This window comes from Desulfomicrobium baculatum DSM 4028, from assembly GCF_000023225.1.
In the GTDB taxonomy this organism is placed as follows: domain Bacteria; phylum Desulfobacterota; class Desulfovibrionia; order Desulfovibrionales; family Desulfomicrobiaceae; genus Desulfomicrobium; species Desulfomicrobium baculatum.
In genome coordinates this window covers 346,928-368,322 of sequence record NC_013173.1, presented here as the reverse complement: position 1 = coordinate 368,322, position 21,395 = coordinate 346,928, and the positions used below count along the sequence as shown (strand labels likewise).

21 protein-coding genes, 1 tRNA gene and 1 other RNA gene are annotated in these 21,395 nt (G+C 58.9%); 13 read left to right on the top strand and 10 right to left on the bottom strand.

Features of this window, described 5'->3' with window-relative positions; all coding sequences use genetic code 11:
* Positions 1-50 precede the first annotated feature (50 nt).
* The 3 genes from DBAC_RS01645 to DBAC_RS01635 form a co-directional block, all read right to left on the bottom strand.
* Complete coding sequence (locus DBAC_RS01645) at positions 51-446, bottom strand: response regulator (protein WP_012805526.1); 396 nt, start codon at positions 444-446, stop codon at positions 51-53.
* 22 nt (positions 447-468) lie between these two features.
* Positions 469-900 carry a response regulator gene (locus DBAC_RS01640; protein ID WP_012805525.1) on the bottom strand — a complete coding sequence of 144 codons (432 nt, stop codon included), beginning with the start codon at positions 898-900 and terminating at the stop codon, positions 469-471.
* 462 nt (positions 901-1,362) lie between these two features.
* Complete coding sequence (locus tag DBAC_RS01635; RefSeq protein WP_012805524.1) at positions 1,363-1,851, bottom strand: tetratricopeptide repeat protein; 489 nt, start codon at positions 1,849-1,851, stop codon at positions 1,363-1,365.
* A gap of 162 nt (positions 1,852-2,013) precedes the next feature.
* On the opposite strand from DBAC_RS01635, the gene DBAC_RS01630 reads away from it, so the two are divergent.
* The 6 genes from DBAC_RS01630 to trxC all read left to right on the top strand — a co-directional run bounded on the left by DBAC_RS01630 (position 2,014) and on the right by trxC (position 9,132).
* Positions 2,014-3,621 (top strand): FG-GAP-like repeat-containing protein, encoded by a 1,608-nt coding sequence (locus DBAC_RS01630; RefSeq protein WP_012805523.1) that lies wholly within the window; start codon positions 2,014-2,016, stop codon positions 3,619-3,621.
* A gap of 146 nt (positions 3,622-3,767) precedes the next feature.
* Positions 3,768-5,087, top strand: coding sequence for an outer membrane homotrimeric porin (locus DBAC_RS01625; protein ID WP_012805522.1), 1,320 nt, complete (start codon positions 3,768-3,770; stop codon positions 5,085-5,087).
* A gap of 334 nt (positions 5,088-5,421) precedes the next feature.
* Complete coding sequence (gene hisD / locus DBAC_RS01620) at positions 5,422-6,732, top strand: histidinol dehydrogenase (RefSeq protein ID WP_012805521.1); 1,311 nt, start codon at positions 5,422-5,424, stop codon at positions 6,730-6,732.
* Positions 6,729-7,628 (top strand): phosphoribosylaminoimidazolesuccinocarboxamide synthase, encoded by a 900-nt coding sequence (locus DBAC_RS01615; RefSeq protein ID WP_012805520.1) that lies wholly within the window; start codon positions 6,729-6,731, stop codon positions 7,626-7,628. Before hisD ends, DBAC_RS01615 begins: the two co-directional genes overlap by 4 nt.
* Positions 7,629-7,654: 26 nt before the next feature.
* Positions 7,655-8,419, top strand: a complete 765-nt coding sequence (locus DBAC_RS01610) for an enoyl-ACP reductase FabI (protein WP_012805519.1) — start codon at positions 7,655-7,657, stop codon at positions 8,417-8,419.
* A 281-nt stretch (positions 8,420-8,700) separates the two neighbouring features.
* Positions 8,701-9,132 (top strand): thioredoxin TrxC, encoded by a 432-nt coding sequence (trxC, locus tag DBAC_RS01605; RefSeq protein WP_012805518.1) that lies wholly within the window; start codon positions 8,701-8,703, stop codon positions 9,130-9,132.
* A 90-nt stretch (positions 9,133-9,222) separates the two neighbouring features.
* Here the strand turns inward: trxC and DBAC_RS01600 are convergent, their stop codons facing one another.
* Entirely contained in the window at positions 9,223-9,609 is a 387-nt protein-coding gene (locus tag DBAC_RS01600; RefSeq protein ID WP_012805517.1) for a type II toxin-antitoxin system VapC family toxin, read from the bottom strand.
* On the bottom strand, positions 9,606-9,866 hold the full coding sequence (locus DBAC_RS01595; RefSeq protein WP_012805516.1) for a toxin-antitoxin system HicB family antitoxin: 261 nt from the start codon (positions 9,864-9,866) through the stop codon (positions 9,606-9,608). Before DBAC_RS01595 ends, DBAC_RS01600 begins: the two co-directional genes overlap by 4 nt.
* Before the next feature lie 175 nt (positions 9,867-10,041).
* Between DBAC_RS01595 and DBAC_RS01590 the strand changes: the two genes are divergently transcribed.
* The 6 genes from DBAC_RS01590 (at position 10,042) to DBAC_RS01570 (ending at position 14,439) form a co-directional block, all read left to right on the top strand.
* A tRNA-Ser gene (locus DBAC_RS01590) sits at positions 10,042-10,133 on the top strand.
* Between the two features lie 12 nt (positions 10,134-10,145).
* An RNA gene (ffs, locus tag DBAC_RS17505) (signal recognition particle sRNA small type) lies at positions 10,146-10,241 on the top strand.
* A gap of 172 nt (positions 10,242-10,413) precedes the next feature.
* A complete protein-coding gene (locus DBAC_RS01585) occupies positions 10,414-11,265 on the top strand; it encodes a Tim44 domain-containing protein (protein ID WP_012805515.1) in 852 nt (283 codons plus the stop codon).
* A gap of 239 nt (positions 11,266-11,504) precedes the next feature.
* Positions 11,505-12,323 carry a carbonic anhydrase gene (locus DBAC_RS01580; protein ID WP_012805514.1) on the top strand — a complete coding sequence of 273 codons (819 nt, stop codon included), beginning with the start codon at positions 11,505-11,507 and terminating at the stop codon, positions 12,321-12,323.
* Between the two features lie 223 nt (positions 12,324-12,546).
* Positions 12,547-13,524 (top strand): carbonic anhydrase, encoded by a 978-nt coding sequence (locus tag DBAC_RS01575; protein WP_012805513.1) that lies wholly within the window; start codon positions 12,547-12,549, stop codon positions 13,522-13,524.
* A 144-nt stretch (positions 13,525-13,668) separates the two neighbouring features.
* A complete protein-coding gene (locus DBAC_RS01570; protein ID WP_012805512.1) occupies positions 13,669-14,439 on the top strand; it encodes a transporter substrate-binding domain-containing protein in 771 nt (256 codons plus the stop codon).
* On the opposite strand, the gene DBAC_RS01565 is transcribed toward DBAC_RS01570, so the two are convergent.
* Complete coding sequence (locus DBAC_RS01565; protein ID WP_012805511.1) at positions 14,426-14,833, bottom strand: NINE protein; 408 nt, start codon at positions 14,831-14,833, stop codon at positions 14,426-14,428. The two genes, DBAC_RS01570 and DBAC_RS01565, sit on opposite strands and share 14 nt — an antisense overlap.
* A 158-nt stretch (positions 14,834-14,991) precedes the next feature.
* Between DBAC_RS01565 and DBAC_RS01560 the strand changes: the two genes are divergently transcribed.
* Positions 14,992-16,098 (top strand): M20/M25/M40 family metallo-hydrolase, encoded by a 1,107-nt coding sequence (locus DBAC_RS01560; RefSeq protein WP_012805510.1) that lies wholly within the window; start codon positions 14,992-14,994, stop codon positions 16,096-16,098.
* 184 nt (positions 16,099-16,282) lie between these two features.
* Here the strand turns inward: DBAC_RS01560 and gatB are convergent, their stop codons facing one another.
* From gatB to DBAC_RS18660, 4 genes are read right to left on the bottom strand one after another with little or no spacing between them, the layout of a single operon-like run.
* The gene (gene gatB, locus DBAC_RS01555) at positions 16,283-17,713 is read right to left on the bottom strand and encodes an Asp-tRNA(Asn)/Glu-tRNA(Gln) amidotransferase subunit GatB (RefSeq protein WP_012805509.1); all 1,431 of its coding nucleotides are present in this window, start codon (positions 17,711-17,713) and stop codon (positions 16,283-16,285) included.
* Positions 17,714-17,730: 17 nt separating this feature from the next.
* On the bottom strand, positions 17,731-18,381 hold the full coding sequence (locus tag DBAC_RS01550) for a DUF4254 domain-containing protein (RefSeq protein ID WP_012805508.1): 651 nt from the start codon (positions 18,379-18,381) through the stop codon (positions 17,731-17,733).
* Positions 18,382-18,383: 2 nt separating this feature from the next.
* Complete coding sequence (mltA, locus tag DBAC_RS01545; protein WP_012805507.1) at positions 18,384-19,529, bottom strand: murein transglycosylase A; 1,146 nt, start codon at positions 19,527-19,529, stop codon at positions 18,384-18,386.
* The gene (locus DBAC_RS18660; RefSeq protein ID WP_012805506.1) at positions 19,526-21,295 is read right to left on the bottom strand and encodes an ARMT1-like domain-containing protein; all 1,770 of its coding nucleotides are present in this window, start codon (positions 21,293-21,295) and stop codon (positions 19,526-19,528) included. The genes mltA and DBAC_RS18660 overlap by 4 nt, the downstream gene beginning before the upstream one ends.
* Positions 21,296-21,395 lie beyond the last annotated feature (100 nt).

Below are 21,395 nucleotides of genomic sequence, written 5' to 3'. Positions count from 1 at the left end.
GCCTCCTCGTAATCTTGTGTATTCAGGACCATGTTCCCTATGCAGGTGGCTTACTCCAACCCGCGCCTCTCACCCGCTTTCCTGCTCCGGGAACAGGCCTCCCGGATTTTGCCGACCAGGACATCAAGCTCCACCGGCTTCATCAGATAGTCGAACGCGCCCATGGCCATGCCCGAAATGGCGACTTCCATGTCGGCGTGCCCGGTCAGCATGAGCACCTGCACCTGCGGAAAACGTAGCTTTATCTCCCGCAAGACCTGAATGCCGTCCATGCCGGGCATTCCGACATCAAGGACTACCACATCGGCGGGTTCCACCTCAAGCTCTCGCAACCCCTCCAGGCCGCTGCCGGCCTCCCGGACGAGAAAGCCCCTTTTGCGCAGGCGTTTGGCCATGGTGGCCAGGAACTGCGTCTCGTCGTCGATAAGAAGGATGCTGTCAGCCATGAGCGCTCCATTTTGGTCGCCGCTACGTTCGGCGACTGGCGATCTCCCGAACCCGTGCGTCGACGATCTTCTCTTCATGCCTGCGCTTTTTCTCCACCGCTTCCTTGACCTTTTCGACCAGCACATCGATGCTGCATGGCTTCATCAGATAATCCGAAGCCCCCAGCCGCATGCCGTCGATGGCCGATTCCACGGTGGCGTGTCCGGTCAGCATGATCACTTCCACCAGAGGAAATTGCTGCTTGATGAGCTGCAGCATCTCGATGCCGCTGCGTCCGGGCAGCTTCACGTCAAGGATGACAACCTCGATTTCGCCATGCAGCGCAAGCTTCTGCAAGGCCTCTTCGCCGCTGCCTGCGTGAAACACCTCCATGCTCCGCATGGTCAGGCGTTTCTTCATGATTTCGATGAACTGCGCATCGTCGTCGACAAGCAAGATATTGGCGTCGGTCACTCAGTCCTCCTTGGCGAGCCTGCCCGCTTGATCCGCAAGCAAGCCTTCTTCTGGTTCAAACACATAAAGCAACGCACATGCCAACGCGCGCCCGCTTTTGCACATGAACAAACAAGGCCGGACCTAAACGGGTATTGCAACCGGCTGATTTTATGAAAGGCTACAAAAAAAGCACGACGAACGGGTTCGCCACTGAAGAGCGGGGGGAGAGACCGTAACGTAATTTCAAGCCAAAAAACGGGGCGTTTCGCCCCGCGGGGACATTTCGCCCCAAAACGGGAATCCGGCAGCCAAATCACTTGAAATCATGGATGAAATATCGGCAGGGAGAAACGAGCGGGGCGTTTTGCCCCGTTCACGAATCGCGGAAACAACGGGCACGCGAAAAAGCATCCGCCAGCCGCAAAAATCCTGACGGGCTAATGAAAAAGCAGGACCGGGGGCAGCGGCGGGATGAGCGCACTACGCTTGCGTCAGCGCCTTTTCCACGGCTTCGGCCACCTCCGCTCCGGTCAGGGGCTCGCCGGTTTCGAAAAGAGCGCGATGCACGTTGATCTCGCGCATGACCGCGATGTGATCGCGATCCACAAAACCCTTCCAGACCTCCATGCACTTCTCAAGCTGCTCACGCCGGGCATAGGCCAGGCCCAGATAAAGGCAGGCCAGATAATCGCCGGGATGCTGCTTGAAGGCCATCAGCAGCTGGTCCTTGGCCTGCACGTATTCGCCCAGATGATAGTGGCACATCCCCTGCCTGATCCGGGCCTCCTTGTGGGCGCGGTTCTCCTTGAGCACTTCCTTATAAAGGTCGCGGGCGGCGCCATAGTCCTTGCGCACATAGGCCGCATCGGCGGCGCCGATATCGACGCCGATGCCGGAAACAGGCTTGTCCCCACCCGACTCGCGCAGGCGGCGGGCCATGCCGAAAAGAAGGTCGCGTCTTGAGATCATGGGTCCTCTTATTATTGTTAGGGTGCGATGAAAATATGCCGCGCCCAACCCGCCGCATCCACGGCAGTTGTTGACATTCCCCGGATTCCTTACCATGAAGAACCACTTTATTGTTCGCCATTCAACCGACAAAGTCCGAAATCTGTATTCCCGGAGGAGACAATGTTCAAGAGACTTCTCATCAACCTCGCCGTCCTGCTTCTTTGCGCCGCTCCGGCCCTGGCCCAGGAGGCCAAGACCTTTGCGGTGCTGCCCTTTGGGGTGCATGGACCGCAGGAGTATCAATATTTGAGCCAGGGCATTCAAAGCATGCTGACCACGCGTCTGACCTGGCCCGAAAATTTCACTCCTCTTGATGCGGCCGCAATCAGGAAGGCCGCGGCAACGCTGCCTGCGGACGCCGCTTCAGCCGAAAAGATCCGCCAGACGCTGGGCGTGGATTATCTGGTCTGGGGATCGCTGACCGTCATGGGCCAGGAATGCAGCCTGGACGTCAACACCCTGGACCCGCAAGGCCAGAACATTCCCCGCCCGACGCAGTCGACCTTAAGTCAGGTCATCCCGAGCCTGGAAACCGTGGCGAAAGACATCAACTCCCAGGTATTCGGCAAGCCCGAGTCGGCCGTGGCCAAGGCCCAGCCCGCGGTCACGCCCATGAATGAAGCCCTCATCGTCAATGAAACCAAAGGGGCCACGGCCTACGCCAACCCCTCCCTCAAGTATGAAGACGCCGACTCCACCATGGGCCGCTGGCGCAGCCAGACCCTCCCTTTCACCTCGCGCGGCATGGTGGTGTGTGATGGGGACGGGGATGGGCAGAATGAGGTGTTCCTGATGACGGACAGCACTCTGATCGCATACAGAGTCTCTGACGGGGAAATGAAACAGATCGCCGAGTTGGATCTGCCGAAAAACCGCAACTACGTGCGCCTGAACAGCATCGACATCAACCGCGACGGCCGCCACGAACTGGTCATCGCTGCGGCCCTGGACAAGGACCCTAAGTCCCTCATCGTTGAATTCGACGGCAAGTTCTCCGTAAAGGCCGAATCGATTCCGTACTTTCTTGGAGTCCTCAACATGCCTCCGTCCTTCATGCCTACACTTGTGGGCCAGGGCACGGGACGCTCCAAATATCTGGACAGCAAGATCCACCAGATGATCAAACGTGGCGACACTTACGACATCGGCCCGGCCATAGACCTCCCCCTTGGCGGCACGGTCTTCAACGTGACCTTCCTGCCATTTGAAGAAAACCACCAGATCATCATTATCGACGACTATGACCACATGAGAATTTACAGCGCCACGGGCACTCTTTTGACGACTACCGACGAAACGTATGCCGGGTCCAATCTGGGCATCGAATACCACTCAGCCCCCATGGGCCTGCAGCCGCCCACGGAGCAGAATATGCCGGCGAACAAGGTTTTCATTCCTCTGCGGGCCATTCCGTCAAACCTGGACAAGGATAGCCGCCACGAACTGATCATCAGCCGCAACATCTCCGTCTCGGCCCAGTTCTTCTCCAACTACCGGGACTACCCCCAGGGCGAGATCCACTCCATGTACTGGGACGGTGTCGGCATGAGCCTGCAATGGAAGACGGCGCGCATCAAGGGCACGGTCACGGACTATGCCCTGGCCGACATGGACAATGACGGCGCGCTCGACCTGGTGGTCAGTATCAACTCCCACACCGGAATGGCCGGGACGGCCAAAAAACGCACCATGGTCGTGGCTTACCCCCTGGACGTAACCAAGCAATAAGCGGATTCAAAAAACTGGACGGTAAAAATTTTTTTACTTTTACCCCGTTTGCAGCCAAAAAAGGCTTGCTTTTTGGACCGAACCTGAACTAAAAGCTTTTCAGGCGTCAGATGATTAGATTTTTTCACAGCAAAAGGAGAAAGAACATGAAACGTTTTACTCTCGTAGCCCTGGTTGCCGCCCTGCTGTTCAGCATGGTCACCAGCGCTTCCGCCACCGAACTGAAAGTTCGCGGCAACTTCGATGTCTACGGCATGTGGTCCTCCAACCTGAACGACCATGATTCCGACGTAGCCGACGGCGACAACTACACCACCGTACAGCGCATGCGCACCTACTTTGATTACGTGGCCAACGAAAACCTGAAGGCTGTCCTGGGTTTTGAATTTGACAACGTATGGGGCGCTGGCGAAGAAGCAAACTGGGGCACCGACGGAAAGGAAACCCTTGAAGTCAAGCACGCCTACCTCGACTTTATCTTCCCCGACACCCAGATCGAAGTACAGGCCGGCCTGCAGTACATCGCTCTGCCCAGTATTTTCGGCAACCCCGTTTTCGATGACGACGCCGCTGCCATCACCGTAGCCGCTCCCATCAACGACATGTTCGGCGTGACCGTCGGCTATACCCGCGGCACCGATATGAGCAACAGCTTCAGCGACGAATTGCTCGTCAGCGAAGGCTACGACAAAGACGACGTAGATATGGCTTTCATCGCTACTCCCGTCACTCTGGACGGCGTCTCAGTTACTCCTTACTTCGGATACGCTTGGCTTGGCCAGAACTCCACAAAGTCTTTTGACGCCAACGATGACTCCACCGTGTGGGTCGTAGGTGCCAACGCCGCTCTGACCATGTTCGACCCGCTGACCTTCGCTGCCGACCTGATCTATGGTGAAGGCGATAGCGATGCCTACGAGACCAAGGGCTGGTACGCCGCTCTGGCCGCTTCCTACAAGATGGACATGCTGACCGCCACCCTGTTCACCACCTACGCCACCGGCTATGACGAAGACACAGACGAAGACGACAAACTGCCGACTCTGGCAGAAGGCTGGGGCCTGACCCCCTATGTTGGCGGCGACCGCGCCTTCATCGCTGCTAACGACTCCTTCGGCACCGACGCCCTTGGTGTCGGCAACGATGGCACAGGCCTGTGGGTTCTGGGCCTCGTGCTCGACGACATCTCCTTTGTTGACAAACTGTCCCACAAGCTCGTTATCGCCTACGCTCAGGGTACTTCTGACGAAGACGCTACCAAGCCCAGCGGTGCCGCTGTTAAATTCACCGAAGAAGACGACCTGTGGGAACTCTGGTTGGTCAACAAGTACATGATCTATGAAAACCTGGCTGCTATCAACGAACTGGGCTACTTCCAGGCTTCCAGCGAAGTTTACGAAGATGCCACTGGCGACGATCTGGATTCTTCCTACTTCGCCACCGTCGGCTTCCAGTACAAGTTCTAATTCGGGTTTTCACACCTGACGCCTTTGGGGCCGGAGACGCAAAACTCCGGCCCTTTTTTATTTGCGAGCGGCCTTCATGAGTGGTGAAGCGCGCGGACGACACTTCACTCCTGATGTAGGAATTGACTTTTGGGGGGTTCGGGGCATACAAATTTTGTTGGTAAAGCGACTCCCAGGGAGAATGGATGCATGGATTTCGCGCCGTTGCCCGACATGGCCCGCCTTCGCGGGAATGACAAAGGACGGTGTGCTCGCCTCTGTCATTCCCGTGAAAACGGGAATCCATGACTTTGTCCACCCATCACCATACTTCAGAACCCATGCGAGAGCATTCATGCCTTTGAGATTTCTTGAATATACGTCACCCAATGACTGGACCGCCATCGCGTCCTGGATGGCGCGCCGTGATGCGGGCGAGGACAATGTCGAGCCGCTGGTGCGGGACATTCTGGCCCAGGTTCGTGAGCGCGGCGACGAGGCCGTGGCCGAATACACCCGGCGCTTTGACTGCCCGTCGCTGAGCGCGGCGGGGCTGCCGGTGCCCAAGGCCGATATCGGCCGCGCCCTGGAACTGATACCCGCAGAAGACGCGGCCATCATCCGCGAAGCCGCAGCCAATATCCGCGATTTCCACCTGCGCCAGAAGCAGAACTCCTGGATCACCACTCCTGCTCCCGGCACCACACTGGGCCAACTCGTGCTGCCAGTGGACCGCGCTGGGCTCTACGTGCCCGGCGGTCAGGGCGGGGAAACTCCGCTCATTTCGAGCCTGCTCATGAACGCCATTCCGGCCCAGGTCGCAGGGGTGGGGGCCATCTGCGTGGTCAGTCCGCCGCGCAAGGATGGAACGCTGAACCCCTATATTCTGGCCACCGCCGCCATTCTCGGCATCGACACCATTTTCATGTGCGGTTCGGCATGGGCCATAGCGGCCCTGGCCTACGGCACTGCATCCATCCCAAGGGTCGATGTCATCGCAGGTCCCGGCAACATCTTCGTGACCACAGCCAAGCGGCTGCTGGTCGGACAGGTCGGCATCGACATGATCGCGGGGCCGAGCGAAATTGCCATCCTGGCCGACTCCACCGCCAACCCGAAATGGCTGGCCGCGGACATGCTCTCCCAGGCCGAGCACGACCCGCTGGCCTCAAGCATCCTCATTTCCGCAGACCAGCAACTCCTGGAAGAAGTCAAAAAGGAACTTGCCCGGCAGCTTCCCGCGCTGCCGCGTCAGGAAATCGCATCCAAATCCCTGTCCGAGTGGAGCGCGCTCATTCATGTGCCCGATCTTGAAATGGGCATGGATCTCATCAACCGCCTCGCTCCCGAGCATTTTGAACTGAGCGTGGCCGACCCCTGGGCGCTCGTCGGCGCGGTGCGCAACGCCGGGGCCGTTTTCATGGGCCACAGCACGCCCGAACCCGTAGGCGATTATTTTGCGGGACCAAACCACGTGCTGCCCACTCTTTCCACAGCGCGCTTTTCATCGGCCCTGTCGGTGGACACTTTTTGCAAAAAAACAAGCCTGATCTGCACTGACCAGGCCTACATGAACAGTCACGGTTCCAAGGTGGCCCGTCTGGCCCGCCTGGAAGGGCTTGAAGCTCATGCCCGTAGCGTCGAACAACGTTTGGAGAACCCATGAAAATCGTTACCAAAACAAAAATCCGTGAATTTCCGCTCCTCTCTCGCGGAAAAGTCCGCGATATCTACGAGATCGACCCGCAAACCCTGCTTATCGTGACCACGGACCGCATGTCCGCCTTTGACGTGATCATGAACGAACCTATCCCTTACAAGGGCGTGGTCCTCAATCAGATCACCCTCTTCTGGATGGACGCCTTCAAGGACCTGGCCGCCAACCACCTTCTGGCCACGGACGTGCGTGACTTTCCCGCCGCCCTGGCCCCATACGCGGATGAACTGGAAGGCCGGGCCGTGGTGGTCCGCAAGGCCAAGCCCCTGCCCATCGAGTGCATTGTGCGCGGCTATCTGACCGGCTCGGGCTTCAAAGACTACAAGGCCACCGGATCGGTCTGCGGATACAAGCTTCCCACCGGGCTGGTCGATTCCGCCAAACTGGAAACTCCGCTCTTCACCCCGTCCACCAAGGCGGACCTCGGCGCGCACGATGAAAACATCACCCTGGCCGACGCCAAATCCCGCATCGGTGAAGGGCTGCTCAAAAAGATCCAGGAACTGTCCCTGGCCATTTATTCACGCGGACGCGATCTGGCTGCGCAGCGCGGCATCATCATCGCCGACACCAAGTTCGAGTTCGGACTGAACGAAAAGGACATCCTGCTCATCGACGAGGTCATGACCCCGGATTCCTCCCGTTTCTGGCCTGCGGACAGGTACGTCCCGGGCCAGTCACAACCAAGTTTCGACAAGCAGTATCTGCGCGACTGGCTGAGCAGCACGGAATGGGACAAGACCCCTCCGCCCCCGGCGCTGCCCGCCGAAGTCATCGCCGAAACACAGAAGAAATACCTGGAAGCCTTTGAACTGCTGACGGGTTCCCCTTTGCAATTGCCGTAAGGCGCAAACATTACCGGAGAAAATCCATGCTCGTTCAAGGGAAGAAAGCCCTGATTTTCGGCGTGGCCAACGACAAGAGCATCGCCTACGCCATTGCCAAGGAGCTCAAGGACAACGGCGCGTCCATCGCGCTGAGCTACGCAGGAGAGGCGCTCAAGAAACGAGTCGAGCCTATTCATGAGGAACTCGGCAGTGAATTCATGTTTCAGTGCGACGTGGCCGACGACGCGGCCATCGCCGAGTCCGCCGAGATCGTGAAGGAGAAATGGGGCAATTTCGACATCCTCGTTCATTCCGTGGCCTTCGCCAATCGCGACGATCTGAAAGGCCGCTATGTGGACACCTCCCGCGAAGGGTTCCATCTGGCCATGGACATCTCCGCCTACTCGCTGGTGGCCTTGTGCAAGGCGTTTGACCCTCTGCTGAACGACAATGGCTCGGTCATGGCCATGACCTACTACGGAGCGGAAAAGGTCATCACCAATTACAACATCATGGGAGTGGCCAAGGCCGCGCTGGAGTGCAGCGTGCGCTACCTGGCCATGGACCTGGGCGAGCGCGGCATCCGCGTCAACGCCATCAGCGCAGGGCCGCTCAAGACCCTGGCCTCGTCCGGCATCTCCGGCTTCAAGACCATCCTGGCCACCATCGAGGAACGCGCCCCGCTTCGCCGCAACATCATCCAGGAAGACGTAGGCAAGACCGGCCTCTTCCTGGCCTCGGACCTGTCCCGCGCCATCACCGGCGAGGTCATCTACGTGGACTCGGGATACAACATCATGGGCATCTAAAGCCCATGACCACGCCCAACAATAAAAAACCCTCCGATTGGAGGGTTTTTTATTGTTGGGCGCCTCGTCTCTCTTCGAGTCGCCCACTGAGCAAGAGGCAACCACCCCGCCCTTCGGGCACCCCTCCTTGGCAGGAGGGGAGTTGGAACGGTGCTGAGGGCCACGCTGACAACGGCTCGCGTGCCGTAACTCATCCCCATCTTCTTTCATCACCTTGCCCTGCGCCTAATAATGTTTATTCTCAATACGTTCTAACCCACCACAAACCGGAGGCCAACCTCATGGAAAAAATACATGCCGTCTGCCCAAACTGCCGGACCATCAACGCCGTCCTGACCGAACGCATCCGCCAGAACCCGGTCTGCGCGAAATGCGCGACCCCCCTTCTGCCCGCCCATCCGATCGAACTTACGGACCAGACTTTCGAGCGGTTCGTCTCCCGTTCCGCTCTGCCTGTGCTGGTAGATTTCTGGGCGCCCTGGTGCGGGCCGTGCAAGATGATGGCGCCAGCCTTTACCGAGGCTGCGGCGGCCCTTCAAGGGCAGGTGATCCTGGCCAAGATGGACACCGAAGCCCAGCGCGCCGTCCCCTCACGTTTCAACATCCAGTCCGTGCCAAGTCTGGTCCTCTTCCGACATGGCAAAGAGACCGCACGCACGGCCGGAGCCATGCCCGCAGGTCAAATCCAGGCGTGGGTAAGGCAGCAACTGTGAATGGTTTCGTCGAAACAGCGCGTTGCACGCACCGGAGAAATCTCTCCGGGATGCATCTCGTGACAAAGCAGGTGAAAATGTTGTGTAGGCCTAGCGGAGCAGCAGGCCTTCAATTTTTGAAAATTGCCGGTCCTGCGTGAACAGCGCAAATCCGTGTTGAAAGGCTATAGCCGCTATCCAGATGTCATTGGTGGGTATGGGCGTGCCGCTACGGCGCAGTTGATCGAGAATGGAGCAATAATGCTCGGCGGTGTACTCGTCCACCGGATACAGCGCCACCCGTGGAGAATCGAGAAATATGCCGAGTTCCCTTTTGTTCTCCTCCTCCCTGTTTCCCCCTTTGAACCCCGAAAAAAGCTCGCCCAGGGATATGGCGCTCAGGCCAATGTGTTCGGCTCCCCGCAAAACCCGGATAAGCTCCTGATCGCCGCGCAACGCTCCGGAATAAATATTGGTGTCGATCAGTATTCTGTTCATTTCCAAAGCTCATCGTCGACCTGTCTCTGCGCATCGATCCTGCCCTGGATGTCGGCATATTCCTCGGCGCTCCACGAGCCGAAAAGGCTGTCCAGGTCATGCCACTCCCGCGAAAATCGCTTCTCCTTGCCTGTTCCGACCTGTTTGCGCAGGACATCCAACACGAAATTATTGACGCTTTTTTCTTCTTTTTTTGCTGCAATCTTGATGAGTTTACCTAAATCCTCATCCACGCCGCGGATACTCAAGGTCTTCATGGTGCCTCCATTTTATGCCATCATTGTACATTCAAAATATGCTTTCAATCTGAAAACTGTCAATACCGGAACATAATCTCGCCTCGTGGCCTTGAAGAATTTGAATTTGCAATTTCCGCCAATTTTTCCCTTGCCAAACCAAGTGCACTGACATAGGAACGTTTTTCCCGAACGCGGAGAGGTGGCCGAGTCTGGTTTAAGGCGCACGCCTGGAAAGTGTGTGTACCTCAACGGGTACCGGAGGTTCGAATCCTCTCCTCTCCGCCATATTGAAAAATGAAAGGGAAGCCGGGTGGCGGAAACGCTGCCAACCCCGTCAGGTCCGAAAGGAAGCAGCGGTAACAGTTGTTTTCGGGTACCCGGCTTCCCTGGCAGGTGCGAATTTTTTCGCTCCTGCCTTTTTTTTTATATTTGGCCCTTCTTCCACGCGCGCAGCCCTTTCCTATTCGCATCGGGCCATTATATTTACAGATAACGCGCATTCATGTTTCCAGTTTCCTTCCCGTCCCCATATCGGTTACGGGATCAAACTCATCAAGGAGGACTTGTGACAAAATTCTCATTCCTGGGAGCCATCATTCTCAGCCTGGGCCTTATTCTGTTGACCATGCCCGATCTGGCCGACGCAAGACGCATGGGCGGCGGCGGCTCCTTCGGGAGCAAGCCATCCTATTCCAAAAGTTACCAAAAGCCCGCGGCTCCAACCTCCACCCCCTCACAGCAGGCAGCTCCCGGCGCTGCCCCCATGGGCGGACGCGGGATGTTCGGCGGAATGCTCGGCGGAATGCTCATGGGCGGACTGCTTGGTTCCCTCTTTTTTGGCGGAGCGTTTTCCGGCATTGGCTTTATGGATATTCTGCTCATCGGCGGCGGCCTCTTCTTGCTGATGCGTTTTCTGCGTAGCAGGCAACCCGCCGCTCAGACTGCCGGAGGACCTTCCCAGACGCATGACATGAATCGCGGAGCATGGGACAACCTGCGCACCGCACAGAACCATACATCGACTTCGACCCCGGAGTATCCTGCGGGATTTGACGCCCGGGAATTTCTGGACGGCGCCAAGGCCGCTTACACCCGCTTGCAGGCCGCATGGGATGCCCGCGACCTTGATGATCTGCGCCAGTTCACCTCCACGGAGGTTTTCGCTGAAATCCAGTCCCAGGCCGAAGCGGACCCCAATCCCGGCAAGACGGAGATCCTGTTTCTTGAAGCATCCTTGCTTGAAGTTAAAGCCGTCGGCAACCAGACCATCGCCACGGTTCTCTTCGATACCATGCTGCGCGAGGATTCGACTTCGGCTCCGGCGGAACAGGTCCGCGAAGCGTGGCATTTCAGCCGCTACGAAACCGGCGGCGCCAAGCACTGGGTCGTGGAAGGCATTCAGCAATTGGAAAAATAATGCGTTCGGACCAGTCCCGCGAAAACCTCGACATTCCCTGCCCGATCTGCGGCAAACCGGCGCAGATCAGGGGCAGGTGAGCCGTGGCGCGCATCTCCTGCAGGTACTGCGGGAGCGACGTCTTGGCCAGCGCGCACAAGGACGCCATCGAAGCGTACAAACAAGGATTATGCTCCGGGGATGATACGGGCCCGGACACTCCCTGAGACCACAAACTTCATTCTATAAGGAAACCGTACATGAAAAGAATCCTCTCCCTGACGGTACTCTTTTGTGCCGTTGCCGCGTCCGCTCTGGCCGCCGCTCCCGAAGCCGCCCTCAAGGCGCTGGCCCTGGGCAATGAAAAGTTCGTTCTGGAGCAAAGCCTGGAACCGGCGCCCGTGGCCATCGTCATCGCCGATCCGGCCATCTCCGCACCGGTGACCGACCTTTTCGGTCTGGTCGAGCCAAAGCTCGCCGTAGTCAAGCCCGAAGGCGGTTTTGGGCCCAAGACCGGCCTTGCGGTGCAGGGCACGGACATAAACGTCCCCCTGATTGTCGTTCTTGGGCTGGAAGAAGAAGCGGTGTGGGCGGTCTACGCCAACACGCTGGTGGCCTCTCCAGACCTGATCCATGCGGTATTGAAGGGCCAGATTTCCGTCGTGGGCGCAGTGGTCGACGCGCAGAGCGGAGCCGTCACGATTCTTGGCACACACCCCGAACTGCAGATTCTGGTCGGACAGTACCTACTCACGCTGCCTTCCGGGGAGACCGAAGTGGCGGCTGAAACAGCGGCAGAAATCGCGCCCGAAACCGAAGCCGTGGCCGAGACGCAGACGACTTCGGCTCCTGCGGTGGAAGAAAGTCAGGACGCCGAATCCCATGAAGCCGTCGTCAAGGAAGACGCCGCCCAGGCAGAAGACCACGCAGCTCCCGCCGAAACAGACCACGGCGCAGCCGCAGGCGACGCCCAGACCGCGCAGGAATCCGGAGGCTCCGGCTTCATGCTTGTCCTTGTATTCATCGCCGCCCTTATCGGAGTGATTGTGTTCATGGACAAGACTGTGCTCAAAGGCTGATCGCAACAGGATGCACATCGCTCTCACACGGCGCACGGCTTCGGCCGCGCGCCGTTTTTTTATCGGCACGCAAGGTCCTCTGACAAAAAGAAACTTTCGATTACAACACTTCTTGAAATATGCTTGAAGCTACGCTAAATTTGAGAATATTTTCCCAAGTATACTATATTCGCAAGATCGCAGCCACGGCTGCTCACCTCAAACCTTCAATCAGGGGTTCACCATGTTCATCAAACGTCTTGTCCTGGTCTTTCTGCTTGTCTTTGCTCCGCTTTCGGTCATGGCGTCATCTCCTGGCGCTCATCCCGTAAGTCCCGAAAATGGATTGAAGATGCTCACCGAAGGAAACCTGCGGTTCGCCCTGGGCCAATCGACCCACCCCAACACCAGTTTTTCCAGGCGTCTGCTAACCACCACGGAAGGACAGGCCCCCTTCGCTACGGTCATCGCCTGCTCCGATTCGAGAGTCCCGGTTGAAATCCTTTTCGATCAAGGGATTGGAGACTTGTTTGTGATCAAGGTCGCCGGCAACGTGGCCGACACGGACGAAATCGGGTCCGCCGAATATGGCGTGGACCATCTCGGCACGCCGGTGCTCATGGTGCTCGGACACTCCTACTGCGGCGCCGTCACGGCCGTGACCACGGGGGCCGAGGTCCATGGCAGCATTCCCGCCCTGGTCGACAACATCGTGCCTGCGGTGGATAAGGCTCGCCATGATCACCCGGATGCCGAAACTCCCGAACTCATCGTCCAGGCCATCGAGACCAATGTCTGGCAGGCCATCGAAGACCTGCTCGACACCAGCCACGCTATCGCCGACCGGGCCAAGGACGGCCGGGTTATCGTGATTGGAGCCGTGTACGACATCCTCACCGGCAAGGTGAACATTCTGGGCGCTCATCCCAACCAGACCGAGCTCCTGGGCGGAGTGACGCCCCCGGTCCACGCCGAACCCGCCATGCACGCAGAACCGGCAAAGGATGCCCACGCTCCGGCCGAGCAGGCGCCAGCCGAACAGGCGGACGCCGCCCATGCGGACCCGACCGTGGAAAAGGCCGCGGCCGAAGGGCATGCCGAAGCGGCGGAAGCCCCTTCCTCCGGAGGGTTCGGCTTTTTCTCCTTCATCGTGTTCGTTCTTCTGCTCATTGGAGCGGTCTTCGTGCTCGACAAGAAGATACTCAATCCCGACCAGGACTAAGACGCAAACCCGGCCCGGCCGGGTTTTTCTTTTTCAGGGGGCGGCACGGAGCAGAACGAACAATCTTGAGTTCCGATCTTGTTCAAACACCGCAACTCAGATAAAGGGGTTGTAATCGTATCCTTCTTTTCATGCGGAGCATCCATGATACGGATTTTGCCCCTTCTTCTCCTGACCCTCTTTCTAAGCACCGGCCTTGGCCTGGCTCAGGAGCATTTGACCTGCGGGGTCGCGACGGGCTTTCCGCCATATCAATTTGCCATTGATGGAGAGCCCGCCGGGTTCGACGTCGATGTGGCAAAGGCCGTCTGCGCCCGGCTTGATACGCCGGCCCGTTTCGAGCAGGGAGATTGGGACAATGTCGTGAACATGCTGCTCTTCGGCCGGATAGACTTGATCGTGGGCATGGAAATCAACGCATTCCGCCACGAATATTTCGAATTCTCAGCGCCCTACGCCAAACGCCATGACGTGGTCTTTGTCGCCGCAAACAGCACCGCCACCAGCGTTGAAGACCTTTTCGGCCTGGTCATAACCGGGGACAGGCACTCCTTTGTGGAACTGCTGTGGAAAAAGGAAGGCATCCATCACAAAATCCGCATCATGCAGGCCAAGACCAAAGAAGAATCCATGGACCTTCTGGCGCGTGGAGAAACCGCGGCGGCCATCATGCCACTGGAAGTCGGCAAATATCTGACCAGGCAGCGCGGCCTCAAAATCCGGATGCTCATGAATCCGGACCCGGGCTCCGAAGTGGCCATCGCACTGCGCAAAGGGCAACCTGAGCTGCTCAAGAGGATAAACGAGGCGCTCCTGGAAATGCAGTCCGAGGGAGAACTGAGCGCCCTGGCCCGCAAATGGTTCTCAGGCACCGCCAAAGGCAGGAATAGAATACCGCCTGTCAGCCGTTGGTAGCGTTCAGGACCGTGATCTGATCGTTCAATGTCCAGAAATCATAGATATAGCCGATCAGAAAAAAACCTCCGGTCAGCATGTAGAGGATTCCCGTGATCCACTTGCCCATATACATGCGGTGTACGCCCAGAACGCCCAAAAATGTGAGCAGAATCCAGGCCAGGGAATAATCGATGCGCCCGGCCCGAAATCGCAGCGCAGCCGTGCGTTCCATGGACGGGATGAGAAAAAGGTCGACAATCCAGCCGATGAGAAGAAGGCCCAGGGTGAAAAAATAGATCGTCCCGGAAATGGGCCGACCATAATAAAAGCGATGCGCTCCCGTAAATCCGAAAACCCAGAGCAGATAGCCCATGAACGTGCTGTGTGTTTCTACCGTGTTCTCTCCACGCATAAAGATCTCCCTGTTTTATTGAATATCCTGTTGAATGCTCCGAGTTTATAGAGATTGACTTGAGCCCGGACATTGCCGATTCATTTCTGGCTTGTTGACCTTTTCTAATCAAAAAGCAATGATATCGGCAACTCCCATCCACAAGGAATCTCATTCCCATGATACATAAAGAGCGACTGACAAACACATTTCTCGACCTGGTCCGCCTCGACAGCCCCTCCGGCCAGGAAAAACCCGTGGCCGACCACCTGTGCGCCCTGCTCAGCGCCCGGGGCTATGATGTTCACGTTGATAACGCCGGCTCTTTTTTCGGCGGCAACTCGGGCAACGTCATCGTCCGCGTTCCCGCCACCGGCCCCGGCGACGCCATGGCTTTTTCCGCGCACATGGACTGCGTCGATCCCTGCATAGGCGTTGAGCCCGTCCTGACCGACGGCGTCATCCGCTCCGCCACGAACACGGTCCTCGGCGGCGACGACAAGGCCGGTATCAGCGCCATTCTGGAAGCCCTTTTCCACCTTGAGGAAGACGGCATCCCCCATCCCGAACTTTTCCTGCTCTTCACGGTTTGTGAAGAGGCCGGGATGTTCGGAGCCAAGCACCTGGACTTTTCGCGGATCAAAGCCAGGGACGTCATCGTCCTTGATTCAAGCGGGGAGGTTGGCACCATTATTGTCCGCGCGCCATCCAAGGCCGGCATGACCATTACCTTTCACGGCCGCGCGGCCCATGCCGGCATCGAACCGGAAAAAGGGATCAGCGCCATCCAGATGGCGGCCAACGCGGTCAGCCGCATGAAGCTTCTGCGCATCGACGAGGAGACGGTCGCCAATCTTGGACGCATCGAGGGCGGAGGACAAACCAACATCGTTGCGGACTGCGTGACCCTGACCGGAGAGGCCAGATCGCACAGCAACGCCAGGCTCATGGCCCAGATCGAGCACATGCGCCTGTGTTGCGTCGAAGCGGCCCAGGAATTGGGCGGAAATTTTGATTTCAGCCACGAAATCTCCTACCCGGCCATGGACGTTCCCGCCGATAGCAAACTGCTGCACCGTGCCCTGCACGCCTGTAACGACCTGAACCTGACCGCGGCGGTCAAGGGCACGGGCGGCGGCAGCGACGCCAACATCTTCTCCGGCCAGGGCCTGTCCTGCATCAACCTGGGCATCGGCATGAGCCGGGTGCACACCACGGATGAATTCATCCGCGTCGACGACATGGTAAAAGCAGTGCAACTCACGGCGGCCCTGATGCAGCGGTAGGAGTCCGGGAAGTCCCGATGCGGCCTGCGGCCCACTGCCGGCATGGCCCTCGGCCCCGCCGACAGTGGGCCTTGATGCGCTGGAAGGTATCATTCGTGCGACCGGATGCAGAAAGACGGATTCACACGCAAACGGGCGACCCTTGGGCCGCCCGTTTTGTTTTTGCGAGATATGGCGCTTCAGCCTAACCGAGTTTTTTGGCCAGCAGCTGGTTGACCAGCCCCGGGTTGGCCTTGCCTTTGGATTTCTTCATGACCTGGCCGACGAAAAAGCCGGTCAGTTTCTTGTCTCCGCCCTTGTAACGCTCCACTTCGGACGGATTCTCGGCCAGGACCTCGTCGACCAGGCCCTCGATGGCCGAAGTGTCCGAAATCTGCACCAGGCCCTTGGCCTTGACGTAGGCCTCGGGGTCGCCGCCGGTCTCGAACAGTTCCTTGAACACGTTCTTGGCGATGGTGCCGCTGACAAGCCCGTCATCGACCAGCTTGACCAGCCGGGCCAGATCCTGGGCGCGGAGCTTGCACTCGGCCAGCGTCGCGCCGCGATCGTTCAGTTCGCGCATGACCTCGCCCATGACCCAGTTCGAAATCTTCTTGGGCTCAGTGTAGGTCGCAAGCGCGGTCTCGAAATAGTCGGCCACTTCTTTCTCCGCAGTCAACACCAGGGAGTCGTATCCAGGCAGCCCGAGCTCCTCCTGAAAACGGCGACAGCGGGCCTCGGGCAGCTCCGGCAACTCGCCCCGCCACTTCACCATCTGCTCTTCCTTGATGATCAGGGGCAAGAGGTCCGGGTCCGGAAAGTAGCGATAGTCATGAGCCTCCTCCTTGCCGCGCATGGAACGGGTCACGCCCTTGGCCGTATCGAAGAGGCGGGTCTCCTGTACGACCTGCTCCCCGTCCTCGACCAGATCGATCTGGCGCTCCACCTCGTACTCGATGGCACGCTGGATGTTACGAAAGGAGTTCATGTTCTTGAGTTCCGCGCGGGTGCCGAACTCCTCCTGACCGCGCGGGCGGATGGAGACGTTGGCGTCGCAGCGAAAGCTGCCCTCTTCGAGGTTGCCGTCGCAAATGCCGAGGTAGACCAGGATGGCGCGCAGGCTCTTCAGGTAGGCCACGGCCTCCTCGGCCGAGCGCATGTCCGGCTCGCTGACGATCTCGATGAGCGGCACCCCGGCCCGATTCAGGTCCACGTAGGAGGCGTTGTCCGTGGCGGAGTGGATATTCTTGCCCGCGTCGTTCTCCATGTGAATGCGGGTGATGCCGATGCGCTTCTCACCCTTTTCCGTATGAATGACGATATGACCGTGCTCGGCCACGGGCAGCTCAAACTGCGATATCTGGTAGCCCATGGGCAGGTCGGGATAAAAATAGTTCTTGCGCGCGAAAAGGGAACGGCGGTTGACGGTGCAATCCACGGCCATGGCCATTTTGACGGCGTATTCCACGGCCCGGGCATTCAAAACCGGCAGCATGCCCGGCATGCCCGTGCAGACCGGGCAGGTGTTCTCGTTGGGACCGGCCCCGAACTGGGTCGAACACGAACAGAATATCTTGCTTTTGGTCTTAAGCTGGGCATGGACTTCAAGGCCGATGACCACTTCATAATCGCGCATACTGGCTCCTTCCCGCGTCAGCCGACAGGCTTTGCGGCATACAATTCCGGATTGAGGGCCGGATCGTTATACATTTTGCACTGAAAATAGACCCTCGGGCTTTTGACGCCCATGGCGTACTCATCGACAAGCTCCAGAATGGAGCGGGACAAGTCGCCGTGCTGGGCTTCGAGCAGGCTCAACTTTTCCCGGCAACGGGCCAGATGCGCCGAATCCACATCGGAGCGCCCGGTCTGTTCGCGCATGTGAAAAAGCTTGAGGCTCAGGATGGAGAGCCGGTCCAGGGCCGCGCCCAGTGTCTCGGTGTTGAAGCGCCGAGACCCCTCAGGGATGCGCTGCTGGACGGGAAAAGCCTCGATGGCTCGCACCAGCCAAGCATCGACCTGTTCCATGAGATCGTTGCGCTGCTGATTGAGGCCGTCGATCTCGCGCTTGCAGCCGGTGATGACGCTGTCGTCCACATCCTTGCGCCGGGCCCTGTCCTCGACGTGCCAGAGCAGAAAATTCTTCAAATGCTGGCGCAGGACAAGCTCCACCAGCCCGTCACCGGGCCGCTCCGGGAGGTCCGCCGGGGCGTCCTCTTCATGCCACAGGGCGACGCTTTCGAGCTGCGCGGTCCAGGCCTGACGCAAAAGGTCCTTGAGGGTCTGCGGGTCGATGGGCTGCATGATCATTCCTCTTTTTTGAGCAGAAAATAAACGCGACTTGACGCTTGCAGGTGCCCGGCCAAAAATTCGGCCCTCGGACCCGCGCCGCAGAAAAGATCCAGGCGGCTCCCCTTGATGGCCCCGCCCCGGTCCTGGGCCAGTCCCAGGAACGCCGTGCGCGCATCGATGCCGCCGGTATCCGGCAACACGGTATCCACGGCCAGAATGCTGCCAAGCGGCAGAAAGGCAGAATCAGTAGCCATGCTGACCATCGGCGTCAATGTTCGCCCCATGGCCCCAAGCGGTCCGTCCTGCGCCAGCCGGAAAAAGACGTAACTTGGGTTGGTGTTCAAAAGTTCCTGCGCCTCATGCGGGTGCTCGCGCAGATAGGCCCGGATGCGCTGCATGGACATCTCATCCGCAGGGATCAGCCCGCGCTCGATCATGACCTTACCCAGGGAAACGTACTCATGTCCGTTCTTGCCTGCGTAAAGGACATGGCGCACCGATCCATCAGGCAGACGCAGACGGCCCGAGCCCTGGATCTGCAAAAAGAAGACGTCAACCGGGTCCCGGGTCCAGGCGAGGGGCCTTTCCGTCAAGGCCAGAGCGCCCAGGACGTCGATTTCCTCACGCGAATAATAGGGCGCGATCCCCTTTTCATCCTGGCGATAGGTCAGCCGCTGTCCCTTCCAGCGGGGGTGAAACCGGCCCAGATCGACGCTGTGCAAATCGGCCGGGAGGCCGTACAGGGGCACCGGAAAACGCGGATCCGGCTCAAGGCTGCCCTCCATCTCGGGCTCGTAATAGCCGGTCACGAGCGGGTCGGGACGGACTTCAATCCAGCGGAACTCCCGGGCCAGGAGGTCCGGGTCTTCCGCGAGCGCGGGGATAAGCGCATGCAGGTGCTCCAGAGAGGAGACAAGCTGCCCCCATGTGCACTCCGGGCCGCCGTCGCCAAAGGGCTTTTCAGCCGCAGGGCGGGTGCGCACGTAGGCCAGGGAGTGCTCGATGGCGCTGGTCAGCGCGGCCGGGTCATTCACCACCGTAGCCGCCACCCGGGCCGCAACTGCCCGGTCGGGCCCCTGCTCCACAAGCCGGGGCTGCCTGGATGCGACGGCGCAGGCGCACAGTAGCGTCAGGCACAGGGCGGCGACGAGCAACCTCACAAACCGCGTCCCTTGTCCGTAATGCGCGCATCGAAATACTTGCCCACCCCGTACTCCATCCGTCTGAAAAAACGCTTGGGTTCGGGGCCGATGATCTGCATTTCTGGGTGCTTGTCCTGCATGTCGAGGGCGATGTGCATCTCCTTGGTGCAGCCCGTGGAGAACGTCGAATCCTTGCCGTGCCATTCCGCGGGGACGGCCTCGCCCATCAGTTCAAAGCTGGTCTCGATGTCGGAAACGGTCTGAAAGCGCCAGACGTCAATGAACCCGCTGCGCTGGACCCGCTCCCACATGTACATGAGGTCGTCCCCGTCCATCCCTTCCACGAAATGCTCGGCCGGGTTGATGATCAGCAGGTTGGCGTGACGTGACCGCAAATAGGAGACAAAGGTGTTCACGACGCCAAGGGCGACCTTGGTCTGCCCCGGGATGCTGCCGATGATGGCGCTGTAGAACATGACCTGACGGGCCATTCCCCGGGCGCTGCGCATCTGCGCGATGATGGAGTCGGCCTGGGCCACGATCTGGGATTCGGTGATCTTGGTCACCCGCGGCGATTTTTCCTTGAAGCGGATCTGGTCCAGCCCGTCGCGGTCCCGGTACAGGCAAAGGATGTCGCGAGTGAAGCGATGCGAATTCTTGATCAGCCTGCGATGATGGGGAAAATCCTTGGCGATGATCAGATCCGCTTCTTTCCAGGAGCGGGCGAAGGTCACGCTGGTGCGCCACAGGTTGAGCCGCTCCCGAGTGCCGTCGGAGATGACCAGGAGTGGGCTCTCGCGCTGGGCGCGCAGGAGCTCGTTCTTGCTCATGCGGCTGTTTTCCACAAAAAGAGCCTCGCCCAGAGCGTCCTGCAGGGCGCTGTCGTGCTCCACATCCCAGATGACCGGACTGTCCAGACAATACCCTTCCTTCAGGGCCAGGATGACCTTGTGTCCCAGACGGACCAGCACGCGAATGAGACGCAGGTCAAAGATGATGCCGCCGCTGCTGCCCGGAAGATACAGGATCTTGAGCTTTTTCTGCTTGCTGTCCGGCCCCATGATCCTGGTCATAGTTTCGTTGAACTCAGGCCAGGGGGCGCAAACCTCTTCGAAAAAGGACGCGTCGTTCCGGACCGTGGCCGGATGTTCCCAAATCTGCGGACGCAACGACAGACGGCACAGCCGGGCCATCTCAAGCAATTCCAGTTCCCAGCGCAGGTGCATGATGGAAGAACATCCCAGATTGGAATCGGGGCAGGCGTAGAGGCTTCGACTCATGTCCGGGCCGTTCATGAAATCGAGCGCGCGCTTGTTGGCCTCGCGTTTTTCCTTGCGCTGCGGATCGTGAACCCCGCTCATGGCCATGAATATGGTCATGAGCTGCTTCAAGAACCGTGAGGGGATCAGGAACGGCGCATGGAGCACCTGCCGGACCTTGTGCCGGGACAAGGCGAAAATCTTGCGCCGCGTGTAGCGGTCCTTGATGTTGATGCGCGCCAGATGCACCAAAAGACGCCATTTCTCGCGGTACTCTCGCCGCAGGGCCGGGGAAAGGCGCGTGTGCAAAAGATTCTCGAACATCTCGTCTGAACAGGGCACAAAGACCTGATCGTCGTCCACGTCGACCATGAAGCGCAACTGCTCCTGCTGGGCGTTCTCCGCCGGGTTGACCGTAGGCTCGATGTTGTTCTCGGTCATGAAATGCAGCAGCCAGGCGTCGAGATAAGGATCCAGCCCGTAACGCAATTCACGGACCGAAGTAAAATCCGGCAATTTGGACATCAACACTCCCGTCTGTAGAAGGGACAAAGAATTTCATGTTCGCGGAACACGGGCCTTGCGAGCGTGCAGGATCGCCCGGTAAATTGGCCTGTAAACCCTT